This window comes from Cobetia sp. MMG027 (assembly GCF_027947415.1).
GTDB lineage: Bacteria > Pseudomonadota > Gammaproteobacteria > Pseudomonadales > Halomonadaceae > Cobetia > Cobetia marina.
Genome location: NZ_JAQJIO010000002.1, coordinates 110,983 through 137,777, shown reverse-complemented (window position 1 = coordinate 137,777; position 26,795 = coordinate 110,983). Strand labels below are relative to the sequence as shown.

At 64.2% G+C, this 26,795-nt stretch carries 24 protein-coding genes; 8 read left to right on the top strand and 16 right to left on the bottom strand.

The features are described from left to right. Positions 1 to 28: 28 nt before the first annotated feature. The 10 genes from PJK54_RS02615 to PJK54_RS02570 form a co-directional block, all read right to left on the bottom strand. A complete protein-coding gene (locus tag PJK54_RS02615) occupies positions 29 to 1,240 on the bottom strand; it encodes a glycosyl transferase (RefSeq protein ID WP_077375009.1) in 1,212 nt (403 codons plus the stop codon). A gap of 41 nt (positions 1,241 to 1,281) precedes the next feature. Continuing rightward, positions 1,282 to 2,178 carry an HAD-IIB family hydrolase gene (locus PJK54_RS02610; protein WP_164850270.1) on the bottom strand — a complete coding sequence of 299 codons (897 nt, stop codon included), beginning with the start codon at positions 2,176 to 2,178 and terminating at the stop codon, positions 1,282 to 1,284. A gap of 303 nt (positions 2,179 to 2,481) precedes the next feature. Then, complete coding sequence (locus PJK54_RS02605; protein ID WP_216061351.1) at positions 2,482 to 3,783, bottom strand: TRAP transporter large permease; 1,302 nt, start codon at positions 3,781 to 3,783, stop codon at positions 2,482 to 2,484. Then, positions 3,783 to 4,424, bottom strand: coding sequence for a TRAP transporter small permease subunit (locus PJK54_RS02600; protein WP_136938765.1), 642 nt, complete (start codon positions 4,422 to 4,424; stop codon positions 3,783 to 3,785). Before PJK54_RS02600 ends, PJK54_RS02605 begins: the two co-directional genes overlap by 1 nt. Before the next feature lie 155 nt (positions 4,425 to 4,579). After that, the gene (locus PJK54_RS02595; RefSeq protein WP_136938766.1) at positions 4,580 to 5,644 is read right to left on the bottom strand and encodes a TRAP transporter substrate-binding protein; all 1,065 of its coding nucleotides are present in this window, start codon (positions 5,642 to 5,644) and stop codon (positions 4,580 to 4,582) included. Between the two features lie 99 nt (positions 5,645 to 5,743). Further along, positions 5,744 to 6,631, bottom strand: a complete 888-nt coding sequence (locus PJK54_RS02590; RefSeq protein WP_191237536.1) for a FadR/GntR family transcriptional regulator — start codon at positions 6,629 to 6,631, stop codon at positions 5,744 to 5,746. A gap of 221 nt (positions 6,632 to 6,852) precedes the next feature. Then, positions 6,853 to 7,146 (bottom strand): DUF6506 family protein, encoded by a 294-nt coding sequence (locus PJK54_RS02585; protein ID WP_084208052.1) that lies wholly within the window; start codon positions 7,144 to 7,146, stop codon positions 6,853 to 6,855. A gap of 252 nt (positions 7,147 to 7,398) precedes the next feature. Continuing rightward, positions 7,399 to 8,661, bottom strand: coding sequence for a serine hydroxymethyltransferase (gene glyA, locus PJK54_RS02580; protein ID WP_271302184.1), 1,263 nt, complete (start codon positions 8,659 to 8,661; stop codon positions 7,399 to 7,401). Between the two features lie 219 nt (positions 8,662 to 8,880). After that, a complete protein-coding gene (locus tag PJK54_RS02575) occupies positions 8,881 to 11,604 on the bottom strand; it encodes an ABC transporter permease (RefSeq protein WP_271302318.1) in 2,724 nt (907 codons plus the stop codon). A 43-nt stretch (positions 11,605 to 11,647) separates the two neighbouring features. Then, the gene (locus PJK54_RS02570) at positions 11,648 to 12,460 is read right to left on the bottom strand and encodes an ABC transporter ATP-binding protein (protein ID WP_271302183.1); all 813 of its coding nucleotides are present in this window, start codon (positions 12,458 to 12,460) and stop codon (positions 11,648 to 11,650) included. Between the two features lie 92 nt (positions 12,461 to 12,552). Here PJK54_RS02570 and PJK54_RS02565 point away from each other — a divergent pair, with 92 nt between their 5' ends. Then, positions 12,553 to 13,296 (top strand): arylesterase, encoded by a 744-nt coding sequence (locus PJK54_RS02565; protein WP_271302182.1) that lies wholly within the window; start codon positions 12,553 to 12,555, stop codon positions 13,294 to 13,296. 219 nt (positions 13,297 to 13,515) lie between these two features. Next, positions 13,516 to 14,415: a polyphosphate kinase 2 gene (ppk2, locus tag PJK54_RS02560; RefSeq protein WP_271302181.1), complete on the top strand. Its 900-nt coding sequence runs from the start codon at positions 13,516 to 13,518 to the stop codon at positions 14,413 to 14,415. A 36-nt stretch (positions 14,416 to 14,451) separates the two neighbouring features. On the opposite strand, the gene PJK54_RS02555 is transcribed toward ppk2, so the two are convergent. Further along, positions 14,452 to 15,372: a DMT family transporter gene (locus tag PJK54_RS02555; RefSeq protein ID WP_271302180.1), complete on the bottom strand. Its 921-nt coding sequence runs from the start codon at positions 15,370 to 15,372 to the stop codon at positions 14,452 to 14,454. 139 nt (positions 15,373 to 15,511) lie between these two features. Here PJK54_RS02555 and PJK54_RS02550 point away from each other — a divergent pair, with 139 nt between their 5' ends. After that, positions 15,512 to 16,531, top strand: a complete 1,020-nt coding sequence (locus PJK54_RS02550) for a zinc transporter ZntB (RefSeq protein WP_077375044.1) — start codon at positions 15,512 to 15,514, stop codon at positions 16,529 to 16,531. An 18-nt stretch (positions 16,532 to 16,549) separates the two neighbouring features. Here the strand turns inward: PJK54_RS02550 and PJK54_RS02545 are convergent, their stop codons facing one another. After that, positions 16,550 to 16,882 carry a SelT/SelW/SelH family protein gene (locus tag PJK54_RS02545; protein WP_077375047.1) on the bottom strand — a complete coding sequence of 111 codons (333 nt, stop codon included), beginning with the start codon at positions 16,880 to 16,882 and terminating at the stop codon, positions 16,550 to 16,552. 372 nt (positions 16,883 to 17,254) lie between these two features. Between PJK54_RS02545 and PJK54_RS02540 the strand changes: the two genes are divergently transcribed. The 5 genes from PJK54_RS02540 (at position 17,255) to PJK54_RS02520 (ending at position 23,175) form a co-directional block, all read left to right on the top strand. Then, complete coding sequence (locus PJK54_RS02540) at positions 17,255 to 18,556, top strand: MFS transporter (RefSeq protein WP_084208048.1); 1,302 nt, start codon at positions 17,255 to 17,257, stop codon at positions 18,554 to 18,556. Between the two features lie 219 nt (positions 18,557 to 18,775). Further along, complete coding sequence (locus PJK54_RS02535; RefSeq protein WP_077375053.1) at positions 18,776 to 19,216, top strand: PAS domain-containing protein; 441 nt, start codon at positions 18,776 to 18,778, stop codon at positions 19,214 to 19,216. 244 nt (positions 19,217 to 19,460) lie between these two features. After that, positions 19,461 to 19,706, top strand: coding sequence for a PA3496 family putative envelope integrity protein (locus PJK54_RS02530; protein WP_077375056.1), 246 nt, complete (start codon positions 19,461 to 19,463; stop codon positions 19,704 to 19,706). Between the two features lie 213 nt (positions 19,707 to 19,919). After that, positions 19,920 to 21,581: an energy-dependent translational throttle protein EttA gene (gene ettA, locus PJK54_RS02525; protein WP_077375059.1), complete on the top strand. Its 1,662-nt coding sequence runs from the start codon at positions 19,920 to 19,922 to the stop codon at positions 21,579 to 21,581. Between the two features lie 217 nt (positions 21,582 to 21,798). After that, a complete protein-coding gene (locus PJK54_RS02520) occupies positions 21,799 to 23,175 on the top strand; it encodes a DUF2254 domain-containing protein (RefSeq protein ID WP_271302179.1) in 1,377 nt (458 codons plus the stop codon). A 142-nt stretch (positions 23,176 to 23,317) separates the two neighbouring features. On the opposite strand, the gene PJK54_RS02515 is transcribed toward PJK54_RS02520, so the two are convergent. From PJK54_RS02515 to alr, 4 genes are all read right to left on the bottom strand, one after another. Then, the gene (locus PJK54_RS02515; protein WP_084208047.1) at positions 23,318 to 23,479 is read right to left on the bottom strand and encodes a DUF1328 domain-containing protein; all 162 of its coding nucleotides are present in this window, start codon (positions 23,477 to 23,479) and stop codon (positions 23,318 to 23,320) included. Positions 23,480 to 23,951: 472 nt separating this feature from the next. Next, the gene (locus tag PJK54_RS02510) at positions 23,952 to 24,335 is read right to left on the bottom strand and encodes a TlpA family protein disulfide reductase (protein ID WP_136938776.1); all 384 of its coding nucleotides are present in this window, start codon (positions 24,333 to 24,335) and stop codon (positions 23,952 to 23,954) included. A gap of 8 nt (positions 24,336 to 24,343) precedes the next feature. Next, the gene (gene lpxL / locus PJK54_RS02505; protein ID WP_077375072.1) at positions 24,344 to 25,261 is read right to left on the bottom strand and encodes an LpxL/LpxP family Kdo(2)-lipid IV(A) lauroyl/palmitoleoyl acyltransferase; all 918 of its coding nucleotides are present in this window, start codon (positions 25,259 to 25,261) and stop codon (positions 24,344 to 24,346) included. A 60-nt stretch (positions 25,262 to 25,321) separates the two neighbouring features. Next, positions 25,322 to 26,455, bottom strand: coding sequence for an alanine racemase (alr, locus tag PJK54_RS02500; protein ID WP_271302178.1), 1,134 nt, complete (start codon positions 26,453 to 26,455; stop codon positions 25,322 to 25,324). Positions 26,456 to 26,795 lie beyond the last annotated feature (340 nt).

Below are 26,795 nucleotides of genomic sequence, written 5' to 3'. Positions count from 1 at the left end.
CCATGAAAGCGGTTGGTGAAAGGTGTCGTTACTGGTTGTCCAGCTCCACCGCTTCATGCATGCGCTCGAGCAGGTCCGGCACCGCGGACTGCACCCGATTCCAGCTCGGAATGAAGGGCTTGTCACGCGGGTTGTCGAGGAAGGCGCTGCCGGCATCCATGATGTTGGCGGCGAACAGCTCCACTGCCGCTTCCTCGCTGTGACGATCCACCGTCAGGCCATTCATGACGGCGTCGTTGTAATAGGTCTCGATCAGATCCAGCGCGATGCGATAGTAGGTCGCCTTGATGGTGCGGAAAGTCTCGCCATGGATCTCGACCCCCAGCGTCGCCAGCTTGCGATACATGGCCTTGGCGATATCCAGACTCATGCGATTGAGGCCGCCCAGCGCATCTTCCTCGGACAGCGGCTGATGCTTGTGATCATAGGCATCGGCGATGTCCACCTGGCACAGACGCTTGGTGGAATAGTTGCGATGCACCTCGGACAGCACGCCGATCTCCAGCCCCCAGTCGCTGGGGATGCGAATGTCCGCCAGCACGTCGGTGCGCATCGAGAACTCACCGGACAGCGGATAACGATAGCTGTCGAGATAATCCAGATACGGCAGCGGGCCATAGACCTTCTTGAGCGCACGGATCAACGGCGTGACCATCAGACGTGCCACGCGACCATTGAGCTTGCCCTGGGCGATGCGCGAATAGTAGCCCTTGCAGAATTCGTAGTTGAACTGCGGATGGGCGACCGGGTAGATCAGACGCGCCAGCAGGCCGCGATCATAGGTGACGATATCGCAGTCATGCAGTGCCACCGCCTCGGCGATGCCTGATGACTGCACGTAACCGGAGCAATACCAGACGTTGCGCCCCTTGCCGGCCTCCATCGGTGCCAGACCATGCTCGGTCAGCTCTTCATCCAGTGCACGCAGGCGCGGCCCGTCGTTCCACAGGATACGGTGATGCTGTGGCAGGTGAGAGAAGAACTCCTTGGCATGCTCGAACTGGTCGCGGTCGGCACGATCCAGCCCGATCACGATCTCGCTGAGATACGGCACCTGCGCCAGCTCATCGACGATGTGCTTGAGCGCGGGGCCTTCCAGCTCGGAATACAGCGAGGGCAGAATCAGGCTCATCGGCCGCTTGCGGGAGAAGCGCATCAGATCCGCTTCAAGGTCCTCCACCGGACGGTCGGTCAGGTTATGGAAGTTGGTGATGATGCCATTCTGGTAAAAATCGCTCATGTCAGCTCCTTGTCATACCGAAGACACGCATCAGGCAGGCGTCAGGCGCGCAGGCCTCTGGATGTCCATTCTTCCGGCTGGCCATTGGCCAGCCAGTGACGTAATCCCTCGACCCATCCCTGCGGCCCGGGGTGATTGGCGCGAAAACAGCGGCGTTCATCCGCCAGTAGCGGATACTCGGCAAGCTCCCGATCGCGCTGTGAGGTATCACCGACGCTGGGGATCAGGACAGCGTTGTCGACCGCGGCCAGCAATGGCAGATCATTGGCGCCATCACCGAAGCCCAGTGTCCAGGGACGCACCCGCTCACAGAGCCGGTAGCGCGCGATCAGATAGCGCGCCGCCACCCCCTTGTCAGTGTCGCCCGTCACATGATGGAAACGCCCGCCCCGCGTCAGCTTGAGGCCATGGCTGGCCAGGCGCGTGCGGAACTCCTCGAGGCGCTCCGGCGCGTCCTGCCATACCAGCGGTTCACTGGCATCACGCTCCCCCGCCAGCGCCGCATCCGCCTCTCCCAGCCCCGTCAGCTCGCTGATTCTTGCCACCGACATCGCGGCAAAGCCTTCAAAGGCGAATTCCTCGCTCAGTCCCTCCAGCACCTCGAGAATCGCGCGGCGCGGCATGGCCACCGCGATACGGCACAGGCCGTGCGCATCCGGGGCACTGGCCTCCTCCAGTGGATAGGCACTGAGCCAGGAGGCCGGCAGCGCCACGACGCCTCCGTTCTCGGCGATCCAGGGCTGACCCGCCAGCCCCAGCGAGCGCATCAAGGGCGTGAGTTCAGCCGCGGTCTTGGAGGTATTGGGCACGACCCAGGCGCCGCGAGCACGCAGGCGGGTCAGCCAGCTGCGCGCCGGACCCGGCGAGTAATCGTGATGGTCCAGCAGCGAGCCATCCAGGTCGGTCAGCAACAACAGCGGTGCTTGAGTCTCTGACATGTGAACTCTCCTCATGAAGTGCTGCAGCGTGCCAGGCATCCCCGCGGTGCGGTCTCGTTGCGCCAGGCAAGCCTGCCAAGAGCATTGCAGGGAATGTGCCAAGATGGTGCAGTCGCAATGACAGTCTGGCCTCTCAACTCTCAACTCTGATTCACCGCCGGCTTGCTTGCACCAACAATGAGCACAAATCCCCTGATGCATGTCGCGTCGCCACATTGCAGCGCAAACCTGTCGTCACGAACGACGACGCCCTCGCATCTGCGAGGGCGTCGAGTCTTCGGCCATCAGCAACATCTGTTGAGACTAGACCAGCCACAGTGACAGTTGCGGCCACAGCAGCAACATCGCCAGCACGCACAGCTGGATGGCGATGAACGGCAGCAGCGAGACGAAGATATCCTTGAGACTGATGCCTTCCGGTGCCACGCCTTTCAGATAGAAGGCGGCAGGCCCGAAGGGAGGCGACAGGAAGGACACCTGCATGTTGACCGCGAACAGCACGCCGAACCATACCGGGTCATAGCCGAGCTGAACGATGATCGGCACGAAGATCGGCAGGGTCAGCATCGCGATGCCGATCCAGTCGAGGAACAGCCCCAGCAGCAGCAGGATCGCCATCATCACCATGATGATCGCCAGCGGCGGGATATCGAGGCCGAGAATCATGCTCGACACGAAGCGGTTGCCGCCCATCAGGTTGTAGACCCCGACCAGCGCCGCCGCCCCGATACCGATCCAGATGATCATGCCGCAGGTGTTCATGGTCTGGGACAGCGCACGCTGCATCAGGGTGATGGAGAATTCACCCCGCAGCATCACCGCCACCAGCACGCCGAAGCTGCCCATCGCCGCTGCCTCCGTCACCGAGGCCACCCCACCATAGATGGAACCCAGCACCAGTCCCGCGATGATCGCCGGCACGCCGACGGCCTTGAGCAGCTCACGCTTGCTCTGGAAGCTGGCACGCCGTTCCTCCTCGGGCATCACCGGCCCCAGCGCGGGATTGCGCAGGCAGCGGATCAGCACATAGAGGATATAGCTTGCCATCAGCACGATGGCCGGGGTGATCGCCGCGGTGAACAGATCGGCAATCGACTGGTTGGCGATCAGGCCATAGATGATCAGCACGATGGAGGGCGGCATCATGGTGCCCAGCGAGCCCCCGGCACACACCACGCCGATGGCGATGTGCTTGTCATAGCCGAGCCGGAGCATCTGCGGCAGCGCCAGAATCCCCAGCAGCACGATCTCGCCGCCGATGATGCCGGACATCGCCGCCAGGAAGAACGCCACCACGATGGTCTGGATCGCCACACCACCCGGCAGGCGACCTGCCATCACGCGCATGGCATTGAACAGGTCCTTGGCGATCCCCGAGCGATCCAGCAGCGAGGCCATCAACACGAACATCGGCACCGCCACCAGCGAATACTCGGTGACGAAGCCATAGACACGACTGGTGACCAGCGGCAGCGCCATCGGGCCGAACCAGCCGAAGGTGTAGGCCAGCGCGACCAGGCCGGTGACGAAGGCCAGCGGCAGGCCGGTGACCAGCAGCGCGAAGATGCCGCCGACCAGCAGCATGGTAGCCGTTGCGATATCCATCAGCGCTGCTCCTTGTCTGACGTGGTACGCGTCTCTTGTGCCGTGTGGGCAGCAGCGTCACTTTCCCCTTCGGGCGGACGGGGAGAGAAGAAGGTCTGGTAGAGATGCCACAGCGCCTGCAGGGTCATCACCGCCAGCGCGAACAGGATCACGCCCTTGGTCAGCGCCGGAAACGGCGGATTCCATGAGGTGCCGGAGCGCTCCAGCTGCCATTCGCCCAGCGGGCTGTGCGAGGCGCGCCAGAACATCACCCAGCCTGCGTAACTCATCGCCATGCAGAACACGAGCGTCATCACGTCATTGAAGCAGTCCAGCACGTAGCGAAAGCGCGTGCCGACCAGGTCGTAGAGCACACGCACGCGAATATGGCGGTTGTTGGCCAGCGCCGCCGGCCCGCCCAGCGCGAAGCTGGTCGCGACCAGAAAGATCACCGTCTCGTGGACCCAGGAGGTCGGCGAGTCGAGGCCATAGCGCATCACCACCTCGAACACGCTGATCGCCATCGCCAGCAATACCAGCCACGCCGCGGCGCGCGTGCCCTTGCCGACCAGTCGGTCCAGCGGCGTGCGCGTGCCCAGATTCGGGTCGTGGTCATCCGACGCCTCCGGCAGGCCCGGCGACGCCACATCATGTTCTGCCATATCGAATTCCTTGCTAACTGGCTTGCTCAAGGAGGATCGGCGCGCCCAGTGAGCACGCCGATCATCATCTCCCGCGTCTTTCCTGATCGTCTTGATCCTGTCGACGTCTCGCCCCGGCGACTCTTGTCACGCGGCCGATGACAGCGAGTGGACGCTTACATCAGGTTGCGGTCGGTGAGGAAGGTGACCACGGACTCGTAGACCTTGCCGGTCAGCTCGTTCTTCTCGGCCCATACCTTCCATTCCTGCTGGGCGATGCGACGGAACTTGGCGCGCTCTTCCGGCGCCATGTCGATCACCTCGATATCCGGATTGGCTCGCGCTGCGCTCACCGCCTTGAGGTCACGTGCCTTGAGGGTGAAGACCATGTCGTAGGCCATCGAGTCAGTCGCGGTCTCCATGATCGCCTTGAGATCCGCCGGCAGGCCGTCCCAGATGTCCTTGTTCATCGACACCGCCACCATCGGCAGCGAGTGGAAGCCTGGATAGGACGGGTACTTGGCGAAGCTGTGCAGGCCCTGGTCATCATTGGTGGCGAACACGGTGTAATCCGCCGCGTCGATCACGCCCTTCTCGAGACCGGTGTAGACCTCGGAGCCCGGCAGGTTGACGGGGGCTGCACCGGCCTTCTGGAAGATGTTGTAGACCATGCCTTCCGGCGCACGCACCTTGAGGCCCTTGAGGTCATCGACGGTACGCACCGGCTTCTTGGAGACGAAGGACTCAAGCCCGGTGGCGCCTGCGCCGATCAGATGCACGCCGTAGGGCTCGACCAGCTCGTTGTAGAGCGCCTCACCACCGCCGTGCTGCATGTACTCGAGATATTCCAGCGGATCCCCCCAGGCACCCACCAGGTTGCCCAGCATGCCGAAGGCCGGATTCTGGCCCGAGAAGTAGGACGGGTCCGTCAGGTGGCCCTGCAGGATGCCGGCGCTGACGGCGTCCAGCGTCTGGTTGGCCTGTACCACGGCATTGACCGGCAGGATCTCGATGGCGATGCGCCCATCCGACATGGTCTTGATGTTCTCGGCCCAGGCCTTCTTGACCTCGAACTGCGGCTCACCGGCCGTTTCCGAGGTCTGGAAGGTCCATTCGTACTCGGCCGCCCAGCTGGGCGCGGCCATCGCACTGGCGGCCAGCGCCGTGGAAAGGGCAAGCGCCTTGAGCGCGAAACGCCCGGAGGCGAGGGACGGACGGTGGGACGTGGTGGAATGCGGCATGGTGGAACTCCTGGCGTGTTGTTATGACGTGTTATGACGTTCTTTGGCGGAGGGAAGACGTGCAGACACTTCCCGGCGTGGCGACGCCCAGGGCGCGGGTCACTCTCTTGACAGGGGGGCGGAGAGACTGGGCAGCTGACCGAAACGACGTAGCAGCTCCAGCGGCTCCTGGGCGCGCCCGACACCGTGCGGCCCATCGGCCACCTCGGGCATGGCGAGCCCGAGATCGCGCCCGGTGCGATCCAGCACATGCAGGGTTGCGGCATGGGCCGCCTCCGGCTGGCGCAGACGAATCGCCTCCATCACCGCACGATGGCGACCGAGACTGTCGCCCAGCTCCGAGGCGTTGTGGTTGGAGGTCGCCACCAGCAGGCTGATCGAGGGCTTGAGCACATGGCCGAGCTGCGCCCAGATGACGTTGTGGGTCGCGGCGAAGATGGCGTCATGGAAGGCGATATCGGCACGATCGAATTCTTCCATGGCGCTGCCGCCATGCACCGCTGCCGCCATGCCGTCGTAGGCCTGCTCGATGGCGGACAGGTCCTGGGCGGTGGCCTCGGTGGCCGCCAGTGCGGCAACGAAGGGTTCGATGGAAATGCGGAAGGCGTAGATATCCCGTGCCAGCTGCGGATGCGGCATCGCATAGCGTGTCATCCAGCCGGTGACGCGTGGGTCGAGCAGATGCCACTCGCTGAGCGGATTGACGCGCGTGCCCTGCCCGGTGGTGCGGGTCAGGATGCCGGCATTGACCAGACTCTGGATCGCGGTGCGTACGGTGGCACGGCTCTGGGCGTGCTGATCGCAGAGATCCAGCTCACGAGGGATCAGATTGCCCGGCGGATAACGATTCTCGAAGATGGCCTGCGCCAGCCATTCCGCCACATCGACACGGGCGGTGGTCGACGATTCACTGGCGGTCGCTGACGTTGGGGATGACGTGCTGGCGCGCGGGTGGCCGCCTGCAGCACTCCTGGGTGGCGTGGGCATGATCGAACGTTCCTTGATGGCGTGGCGCGTCAATTGTGGCTCGCTCACCTCCCTCGCAGGATGGGTCGCGGTGCGCTCTTGTCCGTCAAGGAATAGCCCATGTCAGACATGCCAACAAGACACCTTAGACCAAGGGTGAGACCCGACTTTGGTCACACCTTTACGCAACTCCATGTTGCGCAAGGATTATTCAACTTCACCAGACTTCGCGCCATCTTCGCTCATGTCGCGAACCGGACACGACCGATCATCACCGTTCGCTCGGCGCCGCTGTCGGCCACCACCGTTCTCACCGCGGCCTCGCCTGCCGCGCCGAAGCTTGCCGAGAGCTCGATCTGACTGACCCCCTGGGCGATCAGCTCACTGACCAGGCGCTCGGCCGCCTTGAGCGAGCCCAGTGTGGCGACGGAGAGTCGCATCTCCCCGCTCCCCTGGCTGCTCAGCGAGGTATTGCCACTGTGCTCGACCAGAATCAGGAAGGCATGGTGCATAACGTCGTGCGTCTTCACGGCCATGACAGTCTCCTCACCACGAGATGGATCACGCATCAAGAAGCCTAGCGTGTCCCCGCGAGCATCAGGACTGATCTTTCTGAGCGCTTGTGGACCACGGATCAACGACATGTCGCCCCGTCTGGACGTGAGCCGGGCACAAAAAAACGCCTGCCGCTTTCGCGACAGGCGTTCTCGAGCACCTCACTCCGAACCGGTGGCCAGCTCCCTCATGATGCGAACATCATGTGTCGGCGAGCGCCATCCGTCAGGTACTCAGGCGTAGACCGGCAGACGTGCACAGACCTCGGAGACCTTGGCCTGTACCTCGGCTTCGGCAGCGGCGGAATCGCCGGCGACCATCGCCTCGAGGATGTCGCAGATCCAGCCCGCCAGATCCAGACACTCCTGCTCCTTGAAGCCGCGCGTGGTGACGGCCGGGGTGCCGATACGCAGACCGGAGGTGACGAACGGCGACTGCGGGTCACCCGGCACGGCATTCTTGTTGACGGTGATGTGGGCACGGCCCAGTGCGGCGTCAGCGTCCTTGCCGGTCAGGCCCTGCTTGACCAGTGACAGCAGGAACAGGTGGTCTTCGGTGCCGCCGGAGACGACTTCGAAGCCACGCTCCAGGAACACGGATGCCATGGCCTGGGCGTTCTTGACGACCTGCTGCTGGTAGGTCTTGAAGGACGGATCCATCGCTTCCTTGAAGCAGATCGCCTTGGCCGCGATGACGTGCATCAGCGGACCACCCTGGCCACCCGGGAAGACGGCGGAGTTCAGTTTCTTCTCGATGTCGGCATTGCCTTCGGCAGACAGGATCAGGCCGCCACGCGGACCACGCAGGGTCTTGTGCGTGGTGGTGGTGACGACGTGGGCGTGGGGCAGCGGGCTCGGGTAGACACCGGCGGCGACCAGACCGGCCACGTGGGCCATGTCAACCAGCAGGTAGGCACCGACTTCGTCGGCGATCTTGCGGAACTCGGCCCAGTCGATGATCTGGGAGTAGGCGGAGAAGCCGGCGATGATCATCTTCGGCTTGTGCTCACGCGCCAGACGCGCGACTTCGGTGTAGTCGATCAGGCCGTTCTCGCCCAGACCGTACTGCACGGCGTTGTAGTGCTTGCCGGAGAAGTTCGGACGTGCACCGTGAGTCAGGTGACCACCCGCGTCCAGGCTCATGCCCAGAATGGTGTCGCCCGGCGAGACCAGCGCCTGGAAGACGGCACTGTTGGCCTGGGAACCGGCGTGCGGCTGAACGTTGGCGTAGGTGGCACCGAACAGTTCGCAGGCACGATCGATGGCCAGCTGCTCGACCTTGTCGACGAACTCGCAACCGCCGTAGTAACGCTTGCCCGGGTAGCCTTCCGCGTACTTGTTGGTCAGCTGGGAGCCTTGCGCCTGCATGACGCGGGGGCTGGCGTAGTTCTCGGAGGCGATCAGCTCGATGTGAGCTTCCTGGCGAACGACTTCGTCGTCCATGGCGCTCAGGAGCGCATCATCAAAACCGGCAATCTGCATGTCACGGGTGAACATCGGGTGTCCTCGCCTGAAGGGTGATGACGACAGCGAATTCCGGCGCGGCCGGATCGCCATCTAGGGGTAAGATCAGGACCAGCATGATACCTCAGCCGGCGGTCCGATTCACATGAATCAGCATCATTGTTAACGCAAGATGGCCTCACGATCGACACGACGATCCCGAGGCCATCCTGCGGCGGCGTCATGCACTGCGCTGACGCTGCCTTTCCATGCTCACTGCAGGGCGCGCAGCCCCGCCATGGGCGGCTGGCGGCGCACTTCCCGCGACAGCCAGAAGCCCAGCCCGCCGACCAGCACAGCACCGATCAGCGGCAGGCCGAGCCACAGCCACGGATGCAGCACCATCGGCAGGCCCAGCCAGCCGGAATAGAGCCCGACCGCCGCGCCTTCCGCCAGCATCGCGCCCAGCAGACCGCTCAATGCCCCCAGCAGCACGAACTCGGCAGCCTGCAGACGGGCCAGCAGGCTCTGCCCGGCACCGAATACCTTGTAGAGCGCGCCTTCGTGTTCTCGTGCGGGGCGGCTGGCCACCAGGGCCGCGTAGAGCACACTGGCACCGGCCAGCAGTACCAGACCGAGAATCAGCTCGACGGCCCGCGAGACCTGGGCGATCAGCTCCTGCACCCGCGTGAGAATCGCGTCGATGTTGATCAGGGACACGCTGGGGTAATCGCGCACCAGCGGTGCCAGCGCTCCCTCATCCTCGAGATGAAACGCCGTCATGTAGCTGTGGGCGAAGCTCTCGAGCGCCCCGGGCGGGAAGATGACATAGAAGTTGGGCATGAAGCTGTCCCAGTCCACATGGCGCAGATTGACCACCTGCGCCTTGAGGGTCTCGCTGCCGATGGTGAACGACAGGCTATCGCCGATGGACAGTCCCATGCGCTGCGCCAGGTCTTCCTCCATCGAGACCGGCACCCCCTGCGCCTCGGCGATGGCCTGACGGCGCGAGGGTTCGGCATCCGCGAAGTCCTCGAGCGGCGCCCAGTCACCTGCCGTCACGCGGTTGTGATCAGGCAGATCACGATGCCAGGTGAGATTGAGCTCACGCTGGGGCACGCCGCGTGAGGATTCAGCCTCCCCGGTGCCTTCCTGCATGCCACCGGCCGCCTGTTCCGTGTCCGGCTGACGTTCACGGGTAGCGGCATTTTCCAGCGCCCGCTGCTGTGAGCGACCCAGCAGGGATTCGCCTTTCAGGGCGGTGATGCGCCCCCGCACCATCGGATAGAGCTCACTCAGGCCGTCTTGGGGCGACTCCGCCCCTTGCGCCTCCACGATGGCCGACAGCTCCTCGCCGAAGGCCTGCTGCTGGCCCGGCTGGATGTTGATGGCGAAGTGGTTGGGGGCATTGGCCGGAATCTGCGCCTGCCAGCGGCTGATCAGATCACCACGCACCAGCGCGATCAGTGCCACGGCCGCGAAGGTGACGGCGAAGGCCACCAGCTGACCGAGACTGGCGCCGCGACGCCGCGCCAGCAACCCGCCCGCCAGACGGACCGGCCGACTCCAGCCGCCCTGTCCCCGCGTACGCGCCACCACCTTGACCATCAGTGACAGCAGCAGCTGCCCCACCACCAGCAACAGACCCAGCCCGATGACGCCGCCGACCAGCAACCCGGCCGCCAGCATGAGATCGCCCGAGTAGAGCCACATCAGGGCGCCGAACACCAGACTGGCCATCGCCACCACCACCCAGGCCGAGGCCGGCAGCGGGGCCAGTTCACGCCGCAGCACCTTGAGCGCACTGACCTGACGCAGGCGCAGCAGCATCGGACCGGCGAAGCCGGCCAGCACCGCCAGTGCCGTCAAGATCCCCAATGCCAGCGGCAAGGGGCCCGGCGCCGGCAGCTCCAGCGGCAGGAAGCGCTCCAGCAGTGCCACCAGCCCCATCTGCCCCAGCAGCCCGAACACGGCCCCCAGGGTGCTGGCCAGCAGCGCCAGCCAGCCAAGCTGAGCGGCAAACAACCGTGACAGCTGACGCTGGGAAGCCCCGAAGCAGCGCCATAGCGCGGCACTGTCCAGATGGCGTTCCACATAGCGGCGCGTCGACATCGCCACCGCGACCCCGGCCAGCAGCACCGCCACCAGCCCGGCCAGACTCAGATACTTGTCGGCACGCTCCAGTGAGCGCCCCAGTCGCGGGCGATCCTCGCGCACGTCCTTGAGGCGCACCTCGGCATTGTCGGCACTGGCCAGCAGCGGCGCGATAGCATCGCGCGCCTGCTGCACCGCCGCCGGATCGCCAGCGGCCAGCAGGCGATATTCCATGCGTGAACCGGGCTGGATCAGACCGGTCGCCTCGAGATCCGCCATGTTGAACATCAGGCGCGGGCTGAATTCGGAGAAACCGCCCTGCTGGTCCGGCTCACGAGTGATCAGGCCGCTCAGGGTCAGGGTCTTGCGTCCCACGGTGAGGGTATCCCCCGGCGACACTCCCAGCGCCGTGGCCAGGCGTGGCACCAGCCAGGCCTCCCCGGGTGGCGGGATGGCGGGGCGCGTGGCGGCTCTCTCGCCATCAGCCGACCCGCCGTCGGCAGGCTTGCCGTCCGCCCCCGCGATTCGGGTCTCGGGCGTATCGGAGGCAAGCTCGACCTGCCCCATAAGCGGATACCCCGGCGAGACTGCCTTGAGGCTCGAGAGCACGAAGCTGTCGCCATGCGAGGCCATCGAGACCATGCCCAGCTGCGGCGACATCTCGAGCCCGGCCTCCTCGAAGGCCTGCCGGAAACGCGGGTCCAGTGGGTTGCTGGACTCCAGCACCAGATCTCCCCCCAGCAGCTGTCCCGCCTGGCGCGTGAGACCACGATCCAGACGATCCAGAAAGAAGCCGATCATGGTGGTCGCGGCCACCGCCAGCATCAACGCCAGAAACAGTGCCCGCACATCACTGGCACGCAGGTCCCGCAGCAGGCCACGCAACGCAAGCGGCAGACGCATGGCGCCCCCGCGCGGCGATCGCGCGTCAGATGTCATGCTGGCATCAGTCATGCTGCCCTCCTTGCGGTGTGGCCACCGCAGGTGCCGTGGCATCGTCCCGCCATTCGACCAGCTTGCCGGCTTCCAGCGTCAGACAGCGATCACAGCGTCTGGCCAGGGTCAGATCATGGGTGACCAGAATCAGCGTGGTGCCGCGCTCACGGTTGAGGGTGAACAGCAGCTCCGCGATGCGATCACCGGTAGCGGTATCCAGATTGCCGGTGGGCTCATCGGCGAACACCAGCCCCGGTCCCGCCACGAAGGCGCGGGCGATGGCCACCCGCTGCTGCTCGCCGCCAGACAGATGACGCGGCAGGTGATCAAGACGCTCCGCCAGCCCCACTCGCGCCAGCCAGTCACGTGCCCTGGCCTCGATATCGCCCCGGGGCGCCAGCTCCAGCGGCATCAGCACGTTCTCCAGCGCCGTCAGGGTCGGCAGCAGCTGGAAGTTCTGGAACACGAAGCCCACCTGCCCCGCGCGCAGCGCCGCACGCCCGTCTTCATCCAATCCGGCAAGCGAGGTGCCGAACAGGCGAATATCGCCTTGGGTCGGACTGTCCAGCCCCGCCAGCAACCCCAGCAGCGTGGATTTTCCGGACCCACTGGCCCCGATGATCGCCACGCTCTCGCCGGCTGCCACGGCAAGCTCTAGGTCTTCAAGAATGGTCAACTGGCCGTCACCGCTGGCGACACGCTGGGTCAGACCCGTGACATTGAGGACTGCCGTCGGCGCCTGCGGATTCGCTGCTGACGGTGCCGCGACTGACGCTTGATCCGACGCAAAGGGGGCGTCGTTAATGGAGGCGTTATGTGACATCGTGTCTGCTCGCTTATGGTTGTGAACGGGATGGCCATGAACGCCAGTCCCCGAAACGGATGTGAAACGTGTGCAGATGATGGAGATGAGGAATGCAGAGATGGCTGGTGAATCGCCGTGAAACGCAACGTCTGTCCCGAGTCGCCGAACCGCGCGTCACGCGCAAGACTGCCGGACTCACGCGGCTGCGCAATGCGCTTGCCAGTACGGCACTGACCCTTGTGGCCGTGCTGGCGCCTCAGGTGGCGCTGGCAGAGGCGCCGGCTCCCTGGCTGGTGGTCGGCGACTCCCTCTCGGCCGGCTACGGCATCGACAGCAGCCGGGGTTGGGTCGCGTTGCTCGACGAGCGCCTCGAGGACACCCTGGGCAACGATGCGCCGGAGGTCATCAATGCCAGCATCAGCGGCGATACCACCGAAGGCGGCCTGAATCGCCTGCCGGCACTGCTCGACCGACACGACCCTTCGCTGGTAATGATCGAACTGGGCGGCAACGATGGCCTGCGCGGCCTTCCACCTGCGCGCATGCAATCCAATCTGGCCAGCATGATCGATGCCGTGGAAGATGCCGGCGCCCAGCCCGTGCTGCTGGGGATCGAGATCCCGCCCAACTATGGCCCGGCCTATACCGACGCCTTCCGCCAGGTCTATCGGGCGCTGGCCGACGAATACTCCGTGCCGTTGGTGCCCTTCATTCTCGAGGGCATCGCCACGGCGCCGGCCGGCCAGAAACTGATGCAACAGGACCGTATCCACCCGACGGCCAAGGCCCAGCCGATGTTACTGGACAACATCTGGCCGACGCTCGAGCCGCTCGCGCTACCTGCCACACAATGACCCTGCACGTGTCTACCTTGCCTGAACATGACATGGGGCATCCCGGTCAGAATCAAAGGTGACGGTGGTTTCCCGAAGGGCGTGTCCTCTCGATGCGCCCTCTCGATACGTCCTCCCGACAAGCCCTCTTGTCATGCCCTGCCGCCACGCTTTTCATCACGCTCGTCCATCGTGCCCCGCCCGGGGCGCTTCGCCCTTCAGAGCACTGAGGATTCCACCATGAGCCAGTCCCGCAAGGCAGCCCCCGGCAAGTCAGCCCCCACAGCGACACCCGCGCATGCGGCAACCGGGCAGCCCCCGCCGGCCCCCGAGACTCCTCACATGACGCTCGGGCCGGTCTCCAGCGACGCCTACCCTTACGACAAGCGGCTCAAGCGCAAGGTCTACGAGGCCGAGAAGCGGGCCCTGCAGATCGAGCTGCTCAAGGTCCAGCATTGGCTGCGTGACAGTGGCGAGCGGCTTGCCATCGTGTTCGAAGGGCGTGACGCCGCCGGCAAGGGCGGCACCATCAAGCGCTTCATGGAATATCTCAACCCGCGTTTCGCGCGCATCGTGGCACTGGACAAGCCCAACGAGACGGAGAAGGGACAGTGGTACTTCCAGCGCTACGTCTCGCGCTTTCCCACCAGTGGTGAAGTCGTGCTGTTCGATCGCAGCTGGTACAACCGTGCAGGAGTCGAGGCGGTGATGGGCTTCGCCAGCCCTGACGAAGTCGAGCGTTTTCTCATCCAGGTGCCACAGCAGGAGCGCCTGTGGGTCGAGGATGGCCTGCATCTGGTCAAGCTCTATTTCTCGGTCTCCCGGGAAGAGCAGTCCAATCGTTTCGCCAAGCGCGCCGCCGACCCGCTGACGCGCTGGAAACTGTCACCGATGGACGCCGTGGCCCAGGAGAAGTGGGACGACTACACCACCGCAGCCGAGGCGATGTTCGCGCGTACCCACAGTCGCCACGCGCCCTGGACGCTGATTCGCTCCGATGACAAGCGTCGTGCTCGCATCGGCGCGCTGCGCCATGTGCTCAGCCAGCTCGACTACCCCGGCAAGGACACACGGCTGATCGGCACGCCGGACCCATTGATCGTGGTGGATGCCGGCCGTCTGATCCTGCCCACGGACTAGTACGCCCCTAAGGATGCAGACGCGGGCGGAGCGCGCTCATGTCGTGTGTGACAGTGTCTCCGGCGCCTTCTGCAGCTGCTGCAGGCCCAGGCCTGCCAGAATCAGCACCAGCCCCGCGAGTGTCGAGGTCAGGATCGGCTCGCCGACGATGAAGTGCAGCAGCGTCAACGACACGGGGGGAGACAGGAAGATCAGATTGGAGACCTTGGCGGTACGCGACACCTTGTGGACCGCCAGCTGCCAGAGCACGAAGGCGATGCCCATCTCGCACAGGCCGACATAGAGCCCGGCCATCAGCGCCTGAGGATTGGCGTCTTCCCCGATGAAGTTGTCAAACCCCGGCCCGATGGCCACCAGCAGCGTCAGGACCGGCAAGGCGACGCTGAAGTTCTGCCACTGGGCGACCAGCGGGGCGCGGGCATCCCGCGCGTTCAGCAGCCAGTAGAGGGCCCACAGCAGGGTCGAGCCCAGCGCCAGTCCGACGCCGAGGGGGTCGGCGAAGGCGACATCGAACACCTGCCCGCGGGTGGCGATGGTCCACACCCCGGCGTAGGCGATCAGCCCTGCCGCGACATCGATGCGCGTCAGGCGCTGCGCGAGGATCGGCACGGCAAGAAAGGCCATCGCCAGTGCCCAGGTATAGTTGAGCGCCATGGCCTCCTGCCCCGGCAGACGTGCGTAGGCACCGAATAGCACCAGATAATAGCCGACCGGGTTCATCAGCCCGGCCCAGGCCGCTGTCCGCCAGCCGCCTTTCCAGCCGCTGGCGAGCGCCTCGCGCAGCCGACCCTGACGCCACATCAGCACGCCGATCAACAGCCAGGAGACCAGCGCTGCCAGCCACACCAGCTCCAGCGGCGACATCTGCGCCAGCGCCAGCTTGAAGGCCGTTGCCACGGTCGACCACAACCCGACCGCTCCCAGACCATAGAGCATGGCCTCCCTGTCCTGACTCATGGCATGCTTCCTCGCAATTCGGATACCGCCATCCTGGCGGTGTCGACCTGACGCCCATGCCCGCCATGCGCGTCGCAGGCTTGAGCATCGCGCGCGTGGCGTGCAGCTGCAAGCCCGTGTACGCAAAGGACGCTTTACGATGACCACCAGCCCCTCCTCGCAGCTACCGCACGCCAACCCGCAGCCCGATCCCCCCTCCACGGCGCTGGTCAGCGCCTACCGTCTCGACGGCAAGGGCAGCGCGACCCTCTTGAGCGATGATGAGCTGCGCCAGGCCTGGCAGGAGCCGGAGGCCTTGATCTGGATGCACCTCGATTACACGCGAGGCGACGTCAATGATTATCTCGCCGGCATCGCGCAGCTGGATGATCCCAGCATCGAGGCCCTCACCGAGCTGGACACACGCCCACGCGTCGCACGTTTCGGCGGCGGCATCGTCACCACCCTGCGCGGCATCAATCTCAACCCGGGTGCCGCGCCGGAAGACCTGCTGTCCCTGCGCCTGTGGATGAGCCCGACTCGCCTGATCACCCTGCGCCGACGCCCCTTCCAGTCGATCACCCAGGTACGCGAGCAGCTGGAAGCCGGCCAGGGAGCCGAAAACATCTCCTGGCTGCTGGCGATGATCAGCGATGCGCTGGTCGATCGCGTCGCCGAGCTCAGCCACCGCCTTGACGATCAACTGGCGATCCTCGAGGAGGATCAGCTCAATGACGTGGAGATCGATCCCGACGACATCACGCGGCTGCGCCGCCCGTTGATCACCCTGCGGCGCTTCATGGGGCCTCAGCGCGACTGCCTGGCCCAGCTGGCTCAGGGGCCCTTGTGGATCGATGAGCAGGCGCGACTGGACCTGCGCGAGATCGCCAACCAGCTGTCGCGTTACGTGGAGGACTTTCAGGCCATGCAGGAACGCGCCCTGATCCTTCACGAGCAGCGCATGAGTGAGCACAACGAGCAGCTCAACCAGCGCATGTACCTGCTCTCCGTCATCACCGCCGTCTTCCTGCCGCTGGGCTTCCTCACCGGACTGCTGGGCGTCAATGTCGGCGGGATTCCCGGCAGCGAGAGCCCATGGGGCTTCACGCTGTTCGTCGGCATGACGCTTGGGGTGGTCGCGATGCAGATGTGGCTGCTCAAGCGCAAGAAATGGTGGTGACGCGGATCGGGGCACTCGTCACGGTGTCGGAGTGCCCTGTTCGCGGCTGGCGCGGTCGATATGGCCGAGATCGCGCTCCGGGTCGAGCACATCACGCACGCGTTGCTTGAGGTCACGGCTGTCCGGGAAGCCGCCATCCCGCTTGCGCTCCCAGAGCACCTGCCATTCGGCGTCAGGCGCAGGCTGGCAGAGCACCTCGAAGTGCCCGCCGTGACTGGGCGCGAGAGCGACCTCATCCAGCGCTTCCCCGAAGGTGGAGAGCAGTTCCTGGGCATACCAAGCCGCGCGCAGCAGCCAGTTGCAGCCGGTGCAGTAGTGAATGCGAATCTTGAGCGTGGACGGTTGATCCATGAGAGCGAGCGTTCCAATCGTGAGTGAAGAGTTGCCGTTCCCACTTCACTGCAGCGAGGCGTCCGGGTCAATGCCGAAATGCGTGCAGGGATGAGAGCGTCGACAACTGGCACTGGGCATCCCCGCACGGGCACGGAATAATGAGGATTCAGCCGCCGACCTTCGGAGCCATGCATGTCAGACCCGTCATCGTCCTCGTCCCCATCGTCTCCCTCCTCGCGCTCGGCCTCAAGGCCCTCGTCAGATGCCTCGACGGAGGCCACGACGACAGGGACGCCTGGCCCCCAGAAGGAGCACGCCACGGGACAACGCCCGGAGCAGGACCAGGTCAAGGACACCACCAGCGGCGCCCAGAGCCGCTTCTTCGAGCGCATGACCGGCGATGAAGACTCGCGCATGTGCAAGGATATCTCCGAGGATGCCTGCCATCAGCAGCCCGGCAATGTCTGGCGTCATCTGCTGGCCTCGCTGGGGACCAAGCTGGCCGACGAGCTGGCAAGCGCACGCCTGGTGCTGCCGTGGCTGCTGGGATTGATCGGCGCCCCGGTGTGGATGGTGGGGCTGCTGGTGCCGATTCGTGAAGCCGGCGCCCTGCTGCCGCAACTGGTGGTGGCGGGCTTCATCCGCCCGCTCCCGCGGCGCAAATGGGTCTGGGTCGCGGGGTCCGTGCTGCAAGCGCTGATGGCCTTCAGCCTGGTGATCATCACGCTGCTCTCTCGAGGCGACGGTGACAGTGGCCTGGGCGGCAGCCTGGCCGGTGGCCTGGTGCTGGGGTGTCTGGTCGTGCTGTCACTGGGGCGTGGCGTGGCCTCCATCGCCACCAAGGACGTACTGGGCAAGACGATCGCCAAGCAGCGCCGTGGCCGCCTGATGGGATGGAGTGGCAGCCTGGCCGGCGCCATGACGTTGCTCGCGGGGGGTGTTCTGATGCTGCTGGGCGAGCAACCCGGTCAACAGGTGCTTGCCACCCTGATGGCGATCGCGGCACTGGGCTGGAGTCTGAATGCTTTCTGCGCGGCGCTGATCAAGGAAGATCGCGGCGCCACCAGCGGCGGTGCCAATGCCTGGGACACCGTGCGCCAGGGGTTCAGCCAGCTGCGCCATGACGCCGCCTTCCGCAATTTCAATCTGGCGCGTGCGCTGTTGCTCTCAAGTGCCCTGGCCCTCCCCTACATCGCGCTGCTGGGCCAGCAGCAGAGTGGCGAAAGCCTCGGCGGACTCGGGGTACTGGTGGTCGTGTCAGGCCTGGCGGGCATGGTCGCCAGCCCCATCTGGGGCAAGCTTGCCGATACCTCGAGTCGGCGCGTGATGCGCAACGCCGGCGCCGGTGCCGCCGTGTGCTGCGCGCTGGCCGGCAGCATGGTGTGGTGGCCCGGAGCGCTTTCCGACAGCGTCTGGAGTTATGCCGTGGTCTATGGGTTGCTGGTGATCGCACATTCCGGCATTCGTCTGGGACGCAAGACCTACGTGGTGGATCTCGCCAGCGCTGACAATCGCGCGCTCTACGTGGCTCTGTCCAACACCCTCACCGGCGTGCTGATGCTGGTGCTGGGTCTTGCCATCGGCGGTCTGGCCCAATGGCTGGGTAGCGAGTGGCTGCTGCTGATTCTGGCCGGTGTCGCCACGGCGGCCGCCCTGTGTGCGCAACGTCTGCCGGAAGTGGAAGACGACTGATACCGGACAGAGCGGTCTGCCAAACCTCGCGACGGGGGCCCGGGACAGGCGCTGGCCCCCGACACATTAGCGGCTGCGATTGCATAAGCCGCGTCTCCCCGCCATAGTGAAACCGATGATGGTGCTGGAATGTCCGGGCACACGGACAGGCACCCGATACCCGTACTCTCGGGCTCGGTCACAAGGGCCGGGTTCTTTAGCCGCAAGGATCAGTGCCAGATGAAAAGACCCCACATGATCAGCCCCGAGCTGCTCGAGAGAGTGGTGAATGCCTCGGACGATGGCATCGTGGTGGCCGAACAGGAAGGTGACGAGAACATCCTGATCTACGTGAATCAGGGCTTCGAGCGCCTTACCGGTTACAGCGCCGACGAGATTCTCTACCGCGATTGCCGTTTTCTGCAGAATGACGACCGTGACCAGCCACAGCTGGACAACATCCGTGCCGCGCTGCGCGACAAGCGCCCGTGCCGCGAGATACTGCGTAACTATCGCAAGGATGGCAGCCTGTTCTGGAACGAGCTCTCCATGACACCGGTCTTCGACGAGCACGACAATCTCCAGTACTTCGTCGGTGTCCAGAAGGATGTCACCAGCCTGATGACCGCGCATGAGGAGCTGGAGCGCCTGCGGGAAGCCCGCAAGAGCGATGTCGAGTGATCACTGACACGCTCCCCTCCTTTCGGTCATGAACGACTCGCCAACGCCCACCACCCGGTGGGCGTTGGCGTTCGTGCGCAGACGAAAACTTCCCCGCGACCCACCAGAGCATGCTTCCACGCACACAGGACTTGTCATCGAACTTCTCCAGCGCTATATAGCGAAGGAGCCTTCGGCAGGTCGCCGCAGGCGGTGTCTGACGCCTCGCGTCTGGCAGACTGATTCATGATCGGGAGGTCCGCCCATGGCCCGCGAACAATTCCTCGACGATATCGATGCTACCGCCCTGGCGGAGGAAGCCACCAACGACGTGGACTTCGAACTGTCTTCCAGCTCCACCCCCGCCAGACCCCAGCGCAGCGACTCGCGCCAGCGCCTCGAAGCCCTGCTGGAAGAACGTGCGCTGGCACGCTCCATCCGTGAAGGCTGGGACGATGAAGCGGATGATGATGACCTGCTGGACGCCAGTGACTGGGGAGAGGAGGAGTGAGCGCCTCGCGATGAGGCCGGGGCTGGCCTCGAGATGCCCCTTCAGGGAAGGTTCGCCACACCGCTTCCTGGTGAAGACCAGGGGGTTCAGCCCCGTCAGCGAACCGGCCATGGAATGGCCGCCGTCACGCCAACGATGGCCCTGACTGGTCAAGCGTGACCACGGGCACTATCATCAGCGCGTCATTCCATTCTCCAACCAAATTGGGATTCCATGGCGCAATACGTCTATACCATGAACCGGGTGGGCAAGGTCGTCCCCCCGAAGCGCGAGATTCTCAAGGACATCTCGCTGTCCTTCTTCCCGGGTGCCAAGATCGGTGTGCTCGGTCTCAACGGCTCGGGCAAGTCCTCGCTGCTGCGCATCATGGCCGGCGTGGATCAGGACTACAACGGCGAAGCGCGTCCCATGCCGGGCCTCAATGTCGGCTACCTGCCCCAGGAGCCGGAGCTCGATGATTCCAAGAACGTGCGCGAGTGCGTCGAGGAATCTCTGGCCCACATCAAGAATGCCCAGGCGGAGCTGGATGAAGTCTATGCCGCCTACGCCGAGCCGGACGCCGATTTCGACGCCCTCGCCGCGCGTCAGGCCAAGCTCGAGGACCTGATCCAGGCCTCCGACGCCCACAACCTCGAGCGCAAGCTGGAAGTGGCCGCCGAAGCGCTGCGCCTGCCGCCGTGGGATGCCAATGTCGGCGTGCTGTCCGGTGGTGAACGCCGCCGTGTCGCCCTCTGCCGCCTGCTGCTCTCGAGCCCGGACATGCTGCTGCTGGATGAGCCGACCAACCACCTGGACGCCGAGTCCGTCGCCTGGCTGGAGCGCTTCCTGCACGATTACGCCGGCACCGTGGTCGCCATCACCCACGACCGTTACTTCCTCGACAATGTCGCGGGCTGGATTCTCGAGCTCGACCGTGGCCAGGGCATTCCCTTCGAAGGCAACTATTCCTCGTGGCTGGAGCAGAAGGACGCTCGCCTGCAGCAGGAAGCCAAGCAGGAAGCCTCACGCAACAAGGCCATCCAGCAGGAGCTCGAGTGGGTTCGCCAGAATCCCAAGGGTCGTCAGGCCAAGAGCAAGGCGCGTCTCAACCGCTTCGAGGAAATGCAGTCCGGTGATTTCCAGAAGCGCAACGAGACCAACGAGATCTACATTCCGCCGGGACCGCGTCTGGGCGACAAGGTCATCGAGCTGCACAACGTCACCAAGCGTTTCGAGGACAAGCTGCTGTTCGACGACCTGTCCTTCACCATTCCCCAGGGTGCCATCGTCGGTATCGTCGGCGGCAACGGTGCGGGCAAGTCCACGCTGTTCAAGCTGGTGACCGGCAAGGAAACCCCGGACAGCGGCGAAGTGGTGCTGGGCGAGACCGTCAAGATCGCCTACGTCGAGCAGCTGCGTGATGGCCTGGAAGACAATCAGACTGTCTGGGAAGCCGTCTCCGGCGGCCAGGACATGCTCAACATCAATGGCCATGAAGTCTCCTCGCGCGCCTATGTCGGCCGCTTCAACTTCAAGGGCACGGATCAGCAGAAGCGTCTGTCTGATCTGTCCGGTGGTGAGCGTGGTCGTCTGCAGCTGGCGCAGACGCTCAAGCAGGCCGCCAACGTGCTGCTGCTGGATGAGCCGTCCAACGATCTGGACATCGAGACCCTGCGTGCACTGGAAGAGGCGCTGCTCGCCTTCCCGGGCTGTGCACTGGTCATCTCGCACGATCGCTGGTTCCTGGATCGCATCGCGACCCACATCCTCGCCTACGAAGGGGACTCCAACGTGGTGTTCTTCGAGGGCAGCTACAGCGAGTACGAAGAGGATTACCATGCGCGTGTCGGCAACGATGCGCCCAAGCGCATGAAGTACAAGCGTATCGATGCCTGATCCGGTGATCTGAACCGCTGGATTGACCAGGACGCCCTTGCCGCTGACGCCGCAAGGGCGTCCTGCGTTTGAGGCAAGCCTCACAAGGGCGCTCCCGCGTCGCCTCTGGCACTTGCAGTCAGGCCGAACACGGGAGATAACGGAGCGAATGCTTGCCGTCACTCACGGCCGTCCGTCGCACACGCCGTCGCGCCACTCACAGGATCAGGAATTGCCCATGAATCGCTGGCTGCAACAGCCGCTGATGTGGTTACGCACCTTCACCACCAGCATCGCCTATCTGCCAAGCCTGCTGGCGACGCTCTATATCCTGCTTGGCTTGATCTCGGTGCTGCCTTCCGGCCTCCCCGAGCCACATGAACTGCCAGCCAGCGAGATGCTGAATGCCCTGACCTTCAAGGAGCACGACACGCCGCGCACCCTGCTGGCGGCACTGGTCGGCGGGCTCATTTCGCTGATGGTCTTCAGTTTCACCATGGTGATGAGCGTGCTGACCCAGGCGGGCGCACAGTTCTCCCACAAGCTGCTGCTGGGGCTGGTGACCGAGCGTCACCATCAGCTGGTGCTGGGACATTATCTGGGCAGTCTGCTGTTCCTGCTCATCAACCTGATGGTACCCAATACCGGCGATTCGCCAACGCTATGGCGCTCCATCGCGGTCTATCTGGGCGTGTTGATGATGGTCAATTGCCTGGGGATGTTCATCTACTTCATCCACCAGGCATCACAGTCCGTGCAGATCAATGCCGTGGCTCGCCGCCTGTCCGGGCGCACGCGGGTCTCGCTTGAACGACTGCGAGAGCGCAATCGCCACGACGGTTTCGGCGAGCGCCAGATCACTCGCGACACGTCACGCTGCCAGCTGCTGAGAGCAAAGCGACGCGGCTATGTGCAGCAGGTCGATTTCGCGGCCCTTCGCCAGCTGGCCATCGACCACGACATGATCGTGCACCTGGACTTCGCGCTCGGGGCCTTCATCGTCAGTGGCATGCCGCTGATGCGCATCGAATGGCCTGCGGGCCTGCCCGAAGGCGTCTCGGCGGGTGATGAGCTCGATGAGCATCATCAGGCAGGACTGATCAAGAAGCTGCGCGCGGCACTGGGCTATCTGGATGGGGAATCCGTCGATGACCTTCACGAGCACGGCCTGACCCAGCTGATGGAAGTCGCCATCAAGGCGCTGTCCCCCGGCATCAATGATCCGGGCACCGCACGCCTGTGCCTGCATCAACTCACCGAACTGCTCAGTGAGCGCATGCAGCTGCCCCTGTGCAACTGCTGCGTGGATGAGGAAGATCACATACGGGTCAGCTGGGAGATGGAGAGCTTCGACAGTCTGCTCTACCGCAGCATCTCCCCCATCCTGCACTATGGTCGTGATGACCTCTCGATCTGTCTGGCACTGCTCTCGCTGCTCAAGACACTGTCACTGCTGTGCAGCGATGACGCGCAACTGGCATTGCTGCAACAACATGCCGACAAGGTGGTGGAGGCCATCCTTGCCCAAGCACAGTTCGAGGTGGACAGGCGCTTCATCGAGCAGGGCCTCAAGGCCGGGCATCATCGTCTGACGCTGCCAGGTACCCCGTGGTGACGTGCTGGCCTGATGACTTGCTGCTGGCCTGATGACTTGATGGCTTGCTGACCTGCAGGCCTGATGGCCTGTTGAACACGCAAACGCCCGCAGCGGTCGCTACCGTCTGCGGGCGTTTGCGTCGTGATGAAAGCCGTCCGTATCAGGGCTTGCGACGCCCCTTGAAGAACGACACCAGGAACAGCACCAGGAAGACGACGAACAGTACCTTGGCGATGGTGGCCGCAGTACCTGCGATACCGCCAAAGCCGAGTACGGCGGCAATCACGGCAACGATCAGAAAGATGATGGCATAGTTGAGCATGGCAATTCCTTATGTCATGGAGAACCGGTAGTGGGCGACGACCGCAGCGGCACGACGACTGCCTCTGCATGTGGCGCCTCATTCGACGCGCTCGCCCTTCGCTCATCAGGTGTGGCTGCTGACGTGATTGCCAGAGGGCGGAGTCACGACAGACCGCTTGATCACCTTGTCCATGTGAAGATGGTAATCAATACAAGTAAAGTCAAGGCCATGTCTCGAATCGGTAAAAGATTTTCCCGCGCGGGTTGAAAGCCTCCCTCATCATCCGCAGGTCTATTTTCAGGCACACGGCAGGCGGCATCCGGTTGGCCGCACGCATGCAGCTCGGACAAGTGGCGCTGCTTGTCGGGTGCCGCCTGATCTCCATCGAAAACGCCCCGCCAGGAAGTTCCTGGCGGGGCGTTTTCGATGATGCCCATGCGTGTCGCGTCACGGCAGATCTCGTCGGCTCACACATGGGCTCAAGTGACGTTTACAGCGCCGCGATCATGGCCTCGGCATAGGCGATGAGCTCCGGCTCGCTCATGACCTCGACCCGATTCAGGCCACTGTCCACGCTGGCAGGCCGCCCTTCCTTCACCAGCAGCGTACGCGGATAGCCCGCCCCACCGATGCGCTCGCTCAGCTGCGCATGTGCCTCACTCAGATAGACTCCGCGAGTCTCCTGCACGCACAGGGTCACCAGCGGCAGACCACCTCGCGCCAGAGCCGCCTCGAAGGCCGGCAGCGCCGGACGCTGACGCACGGTGCAGTCCGGGCACCACTGCGCAATCTGATTGAGGACGAAGGTATCGCCGGCCGCCAGGCGTGCTTCGACATCGGCCAGAGTGGCGAGAGAAGACGTGTCATTGCTCATGGTTCACCTCAATACAGGGACGGATCGGATTTCTCTGGACGAGTCTTGAAACGGCGATGCAACCACAGGTACTGCTCGGGATGCTTGCGGATCGCCCCCTCGATGAAGGCATTGATGCGCGTGGCATCCGCGACATCATCGCCACTCGGGAAGTTGTCGAGTGCCGGGAGATACTCCAGCGTATAGGTACGATTGTCCGGATTGCGATGGAACATCAAGGGCATCACCGGCGCCCCTGTCATGCGGGCGATCTTGGCCGTCAGCTTGATGGAGGCGGCATCGATACCGAAGAACGGCGCGAAGACGCTGACGTCCCGACCGAAATCCTGATCCGGCGAATACCACACGCCATGCCCGCTCTTGATGCGGCGCACCACACCCCGCAGGTCATGACGGTCGATGGCGGTGCCGAAAATGCCATTGCGCGCGCGCGTCATGAAACGCTCGAACAGCGGGTTGTCATGCGGGCGATAGACGACATCGGCCGGGAAGAACAGCGAGTGCAGTGCGCCACCGAGATCCAGTGTCGAGAAATGGATGCCCACGATGAGCGCGCCCTTGCCCTGCGCCATGGCGCGCTCCATGTGCTCCTGACCCTTGAAAGTCACGCGGTCGCGCATGTGCTCCGGGTCTCGACACCACCCCGTGGCGGTCTCGAAGATGCCGATGCCGTTGGCATGGAAGGTCTTGCGTACCTGACGCGCACGCTCCGCTTCGCTCCATTCGGGGAAGCACAGCTTGAGATTGGTGTCCGTGATATGGCGACGACGCTTGCCGAAACGCCATGCCAGCTCACCGATGCCGCGCCCCAGCCACAGCTTGGCGCACCAGGGCAGGAAGGCCGAGGCCTTCATGGCCCCGATTCCCAGCCAGGCCGGCCAGTAACGGGGATGCGCAAAACTCTCGGGGTAGGTCTTCTTGGCCATGACTCTCTCGTTCAACGGGCAACGGCGGCCATTGTAGACCGCCCGAGCCCTGCCGTCAGGTCAGGCGCACGTATCCACAGCCTGAGAGGCCATCGGGTCCGCCTCGCGTGCCTGACCACCGTGATAATGCTTGGGAACACGCGGCAGGATCCCTGTCAGCAGGGTATAGCTGATGGTGTCACAACTGGCGGCCACGCGATTGACCTCCAACCCCTCGCCCCACAGCACCACGCGAGAACCGACGCCCGCTTCCGGCAGGTCGGTGATGTCCACCGTCAGCATGTCCATCGACACCTTGCCGGCCAGCACGGTCTCCTGGCCATCGACCAGTACGGGTGTCCCGTCCACCGCATGGCGATCGTAGCCATCCCCATAGCCACAGGCGACGACACCGATACGTGTCGGACGCGTCGCCACGAAACGTCCGGCATAGCCCACCGGCTCGCCGATGGCGATTTCGCGTACGGCAATGATGGCAGAAGACAGGGTCATCACCGGCTTCAGACGGCGGCTGGCATCATTGGCCCCTTCCAGCGGGTCCGCGCCGTACAGCATGATGCCGGGACGATTCCAGGCGGCATGCGATTGCGGCCAGGCAAGCGTCGCCGGGGAGTTGGCCAGACAGAGTGGCAGGGCAAGCTCAGCGGCCAGCGCTTCCACTGCCGCCATCTGATGCTGGAAATAATCGGGCGTCAGGCTGTCGGCCGTGGCGAAATGCGTCATCAGGTGAAGGTCCTGCGCCTTGCCACTCGCCACCAGGCGTTTCTTGACCGCCTTGGCCTGCTCGGCATCGAAGCCGAGACGATGCATGCCGGAATCGAACTTGATCCAGCAGGATATCGGCCCGGGGAGCGTTGCCGCCTCCAGGGCGGCCAGCTGCCATTCACTGTGGATGGCACACCAGAAGTCATGCTGCGCCGCCAGCTGGTATTCCGATGCCTCGAAGACACCTTCGAGCAATACCACCGGATGCGTGATACCGCCTTCCCGCAGCGCGAGCGCTTCTTCGATGGTCGCGACGGCAAATGCCGGTGCCAGATCTGCCAGCGCACGGGCACATGCCACGGCCCCGTGGCCATAGGCGTCTGCCTTGATCACGGCGAGCGAGCGGGAATTCGGCGCCAGCTCACAGGCCAGCTGATAATTGTGGCGCAGGGCATCCAGATCAATATCAGCACGCAACGGGCGGGACATGGGGCAACTCCAGACAATGAGAAAGAGGGACAGACACGACGAATCACGCACGGGTGACGCAGCAAGTTGGGACCTGCCAACGAGCGAGCAAGGCACGCACCATGAAAAGGAGGCGGCCAACCGGAGCAGGCGTTCTCCAGCCATCAATTATTTTCCATCATCGCGCCAAGGTCACGGTGAAAACCACCAAACATCAAGCCAACTTCTTGACGTTATCTCTGGTTTCCATCAAATCAATGGCATATTCCTCCAGATAAGCATCACAGCTGTTGTCATTCACGCTTAACGGCGAGATTTCTGCCCCCCGATACGCGAACACCCCCACCGGCAATGGCCGATG

Coding starts and splice junctions, on each gene's coding strand:
- PJK54_RS02615 (WP_077375009.1), bottom strand. CDS start 1,240: ATGAGCGATTTTTACCAGAATGGCATCATCACCAACTTCCATAACCTG.
- PJK54_RS02610 (WP_164850270.1), bottom strand. CDS start 2,178: ATGTCAGAGACTCAAGCACCGCTGTTGTTGCTGACCGACCTGGATGGC.
- PJK54_RS02605 (WP_216061351.1), bottom strand. CDS start 3,783: ATGGATATCGCAACGGCTACCATGCTGCTGGTCGGCGGCATCTTCGCG.
- PJK54_RS02600 (WP_136938765.1), bottom strand. CDS start 4,424: ATGGCAGAACATGATGTGGCGTCGCCGGGCCTGCCGGAGGCGTCGGAT.
- PJK54_RS02595 (WP_136938766.1), bottom strand. CDS start 5,644: ATGCCGCATTCCACCACGTCCCACCGTCCGTCCCTCGCCTCCGGGCGT.
- PJK54_RS02590 (WP_191237536.1), bottom strand. CDS start 6,631: ATGCCCACGCCACCCAGGAGTGCTGCAGGCGGCCACCCGCGCGCCAGC.
- PJK54_RS02585 (WP_084208052.1), bottom strand. CDS start 7,146: ATGGCCGTGAAGACGCACGACGTTATGCACCATGCCTTCCTGATTCTG.
- glyA (WP_271302184.1), bottom strand. CDS start 8,661: ATGTTCACCCGTGACATGCAGATTGCCGGTTTTGATGATGCGCTCCTG.
- PJK54_RS02575 (WP_271302318.1), bottom strand. CDS start 11,604: ATGCGTCTGCCGCTTGCGTTGCGTGGCCTGCTGCGGGACCTGCGTGCC.
- PJK54_RS02570 (WP_271302183.1), bottom strand. CDS start 12,460: ATGTCACATAACGCCTCCATTAACGACGCCCCCTTTGCGTCGGATCAA.
- PJK54_RS02565 (WP_271302182.1), top strand. CDS start 12,553: ATGCAGAGATGGCTGGTGAATCGCCGTGAAACGCAACGTCTGTCCCGA.
- ppk2 (WP_271302181.1), top strand. CDS start 13,516: ATGAGCCAGTCCCGCAAGGCAGCCCCCGGCAAGTCAGCCCCCACAGCG.
- PJK54_RS02555 (WP_271302180.1), bottom strand. CDS start 15,372: ATGAGTCAGGACAGGGAGGCCATGCTCTATGGTCTGGGAGCGGTCGGG.
- PJK54_RS02550 (WP_077375044.1), top strand. CDS start 15,512: ATGACCACCAGCCCCTCCTCGCAGCTACCGCACGCCAACCCGCAGCCC.
- PJK54_RS02545 (WP_077375047.1), bottom strand. CDS start 16,882: ATGGATCAACCGTCCACGCTCAAGATTCGCATTCACTACTGCACCGGC.
- PJK54_RS02540 (WP_084208048.1), top strand. CDS start 17,255: ATGACCGGCGATGAAGACTCGCGCATGTGCAAGGATATCTCCGAGGAT.
- PJK54_RS02535 (WP_077375053.1), top strand. CDS start 18,776: ATGAAAAGACCCCACATGATCAGCCCCGAGCTGCTCGAGAGAGTGGTG.
- PJK54_RS02530 (WP_077375056.1), top strand. CDS start 19,461: ATGGCCCGCGAACAATTCCTCGACGATATCGATGCTACCGCCCTGGCG.
- ettA (WP_077375059.1), top strand. CDS start 19,920: ATGGCGCAATACGTCTATACCATGAACCGGGTGGGCAAGGTCGTCCCC.
- PJK54_RS02520 (WP_271302179.1), top strand. CDS start 21,799: ATGAATCGCTGGCTGCAACAGCCGCTGATGTGGTTACGCACCTTCACC.
- PJK54_RS02515 (WP_084208047.1), bottom strand. CDS start 23,479: ATGCTCAACTATGCCATCATCTTTCTGATCGTTGCCGTGATTGCCGCC.
- PJK54_RS02510 (WP_136938776.1), bottom strand. CDS start 24,335: ATGAGCAATGACACGTCTTCTCTCGCCACTCTGGCCGATGTCGAAGCA.
- lpxL (WP_077375072.1), bottom strand. CDS start 25,261: ATGGCCAAGAAGACCTACCCCGAGAGTTTTGCGCATCCCCGTTACTGG.
- alr (WP_271302178.1), bottom strand. CDS start 26,455: ATGTCCCGCCCGTTGCGTGCTGATATTGATCTGGATGCCCTGCGCCAC.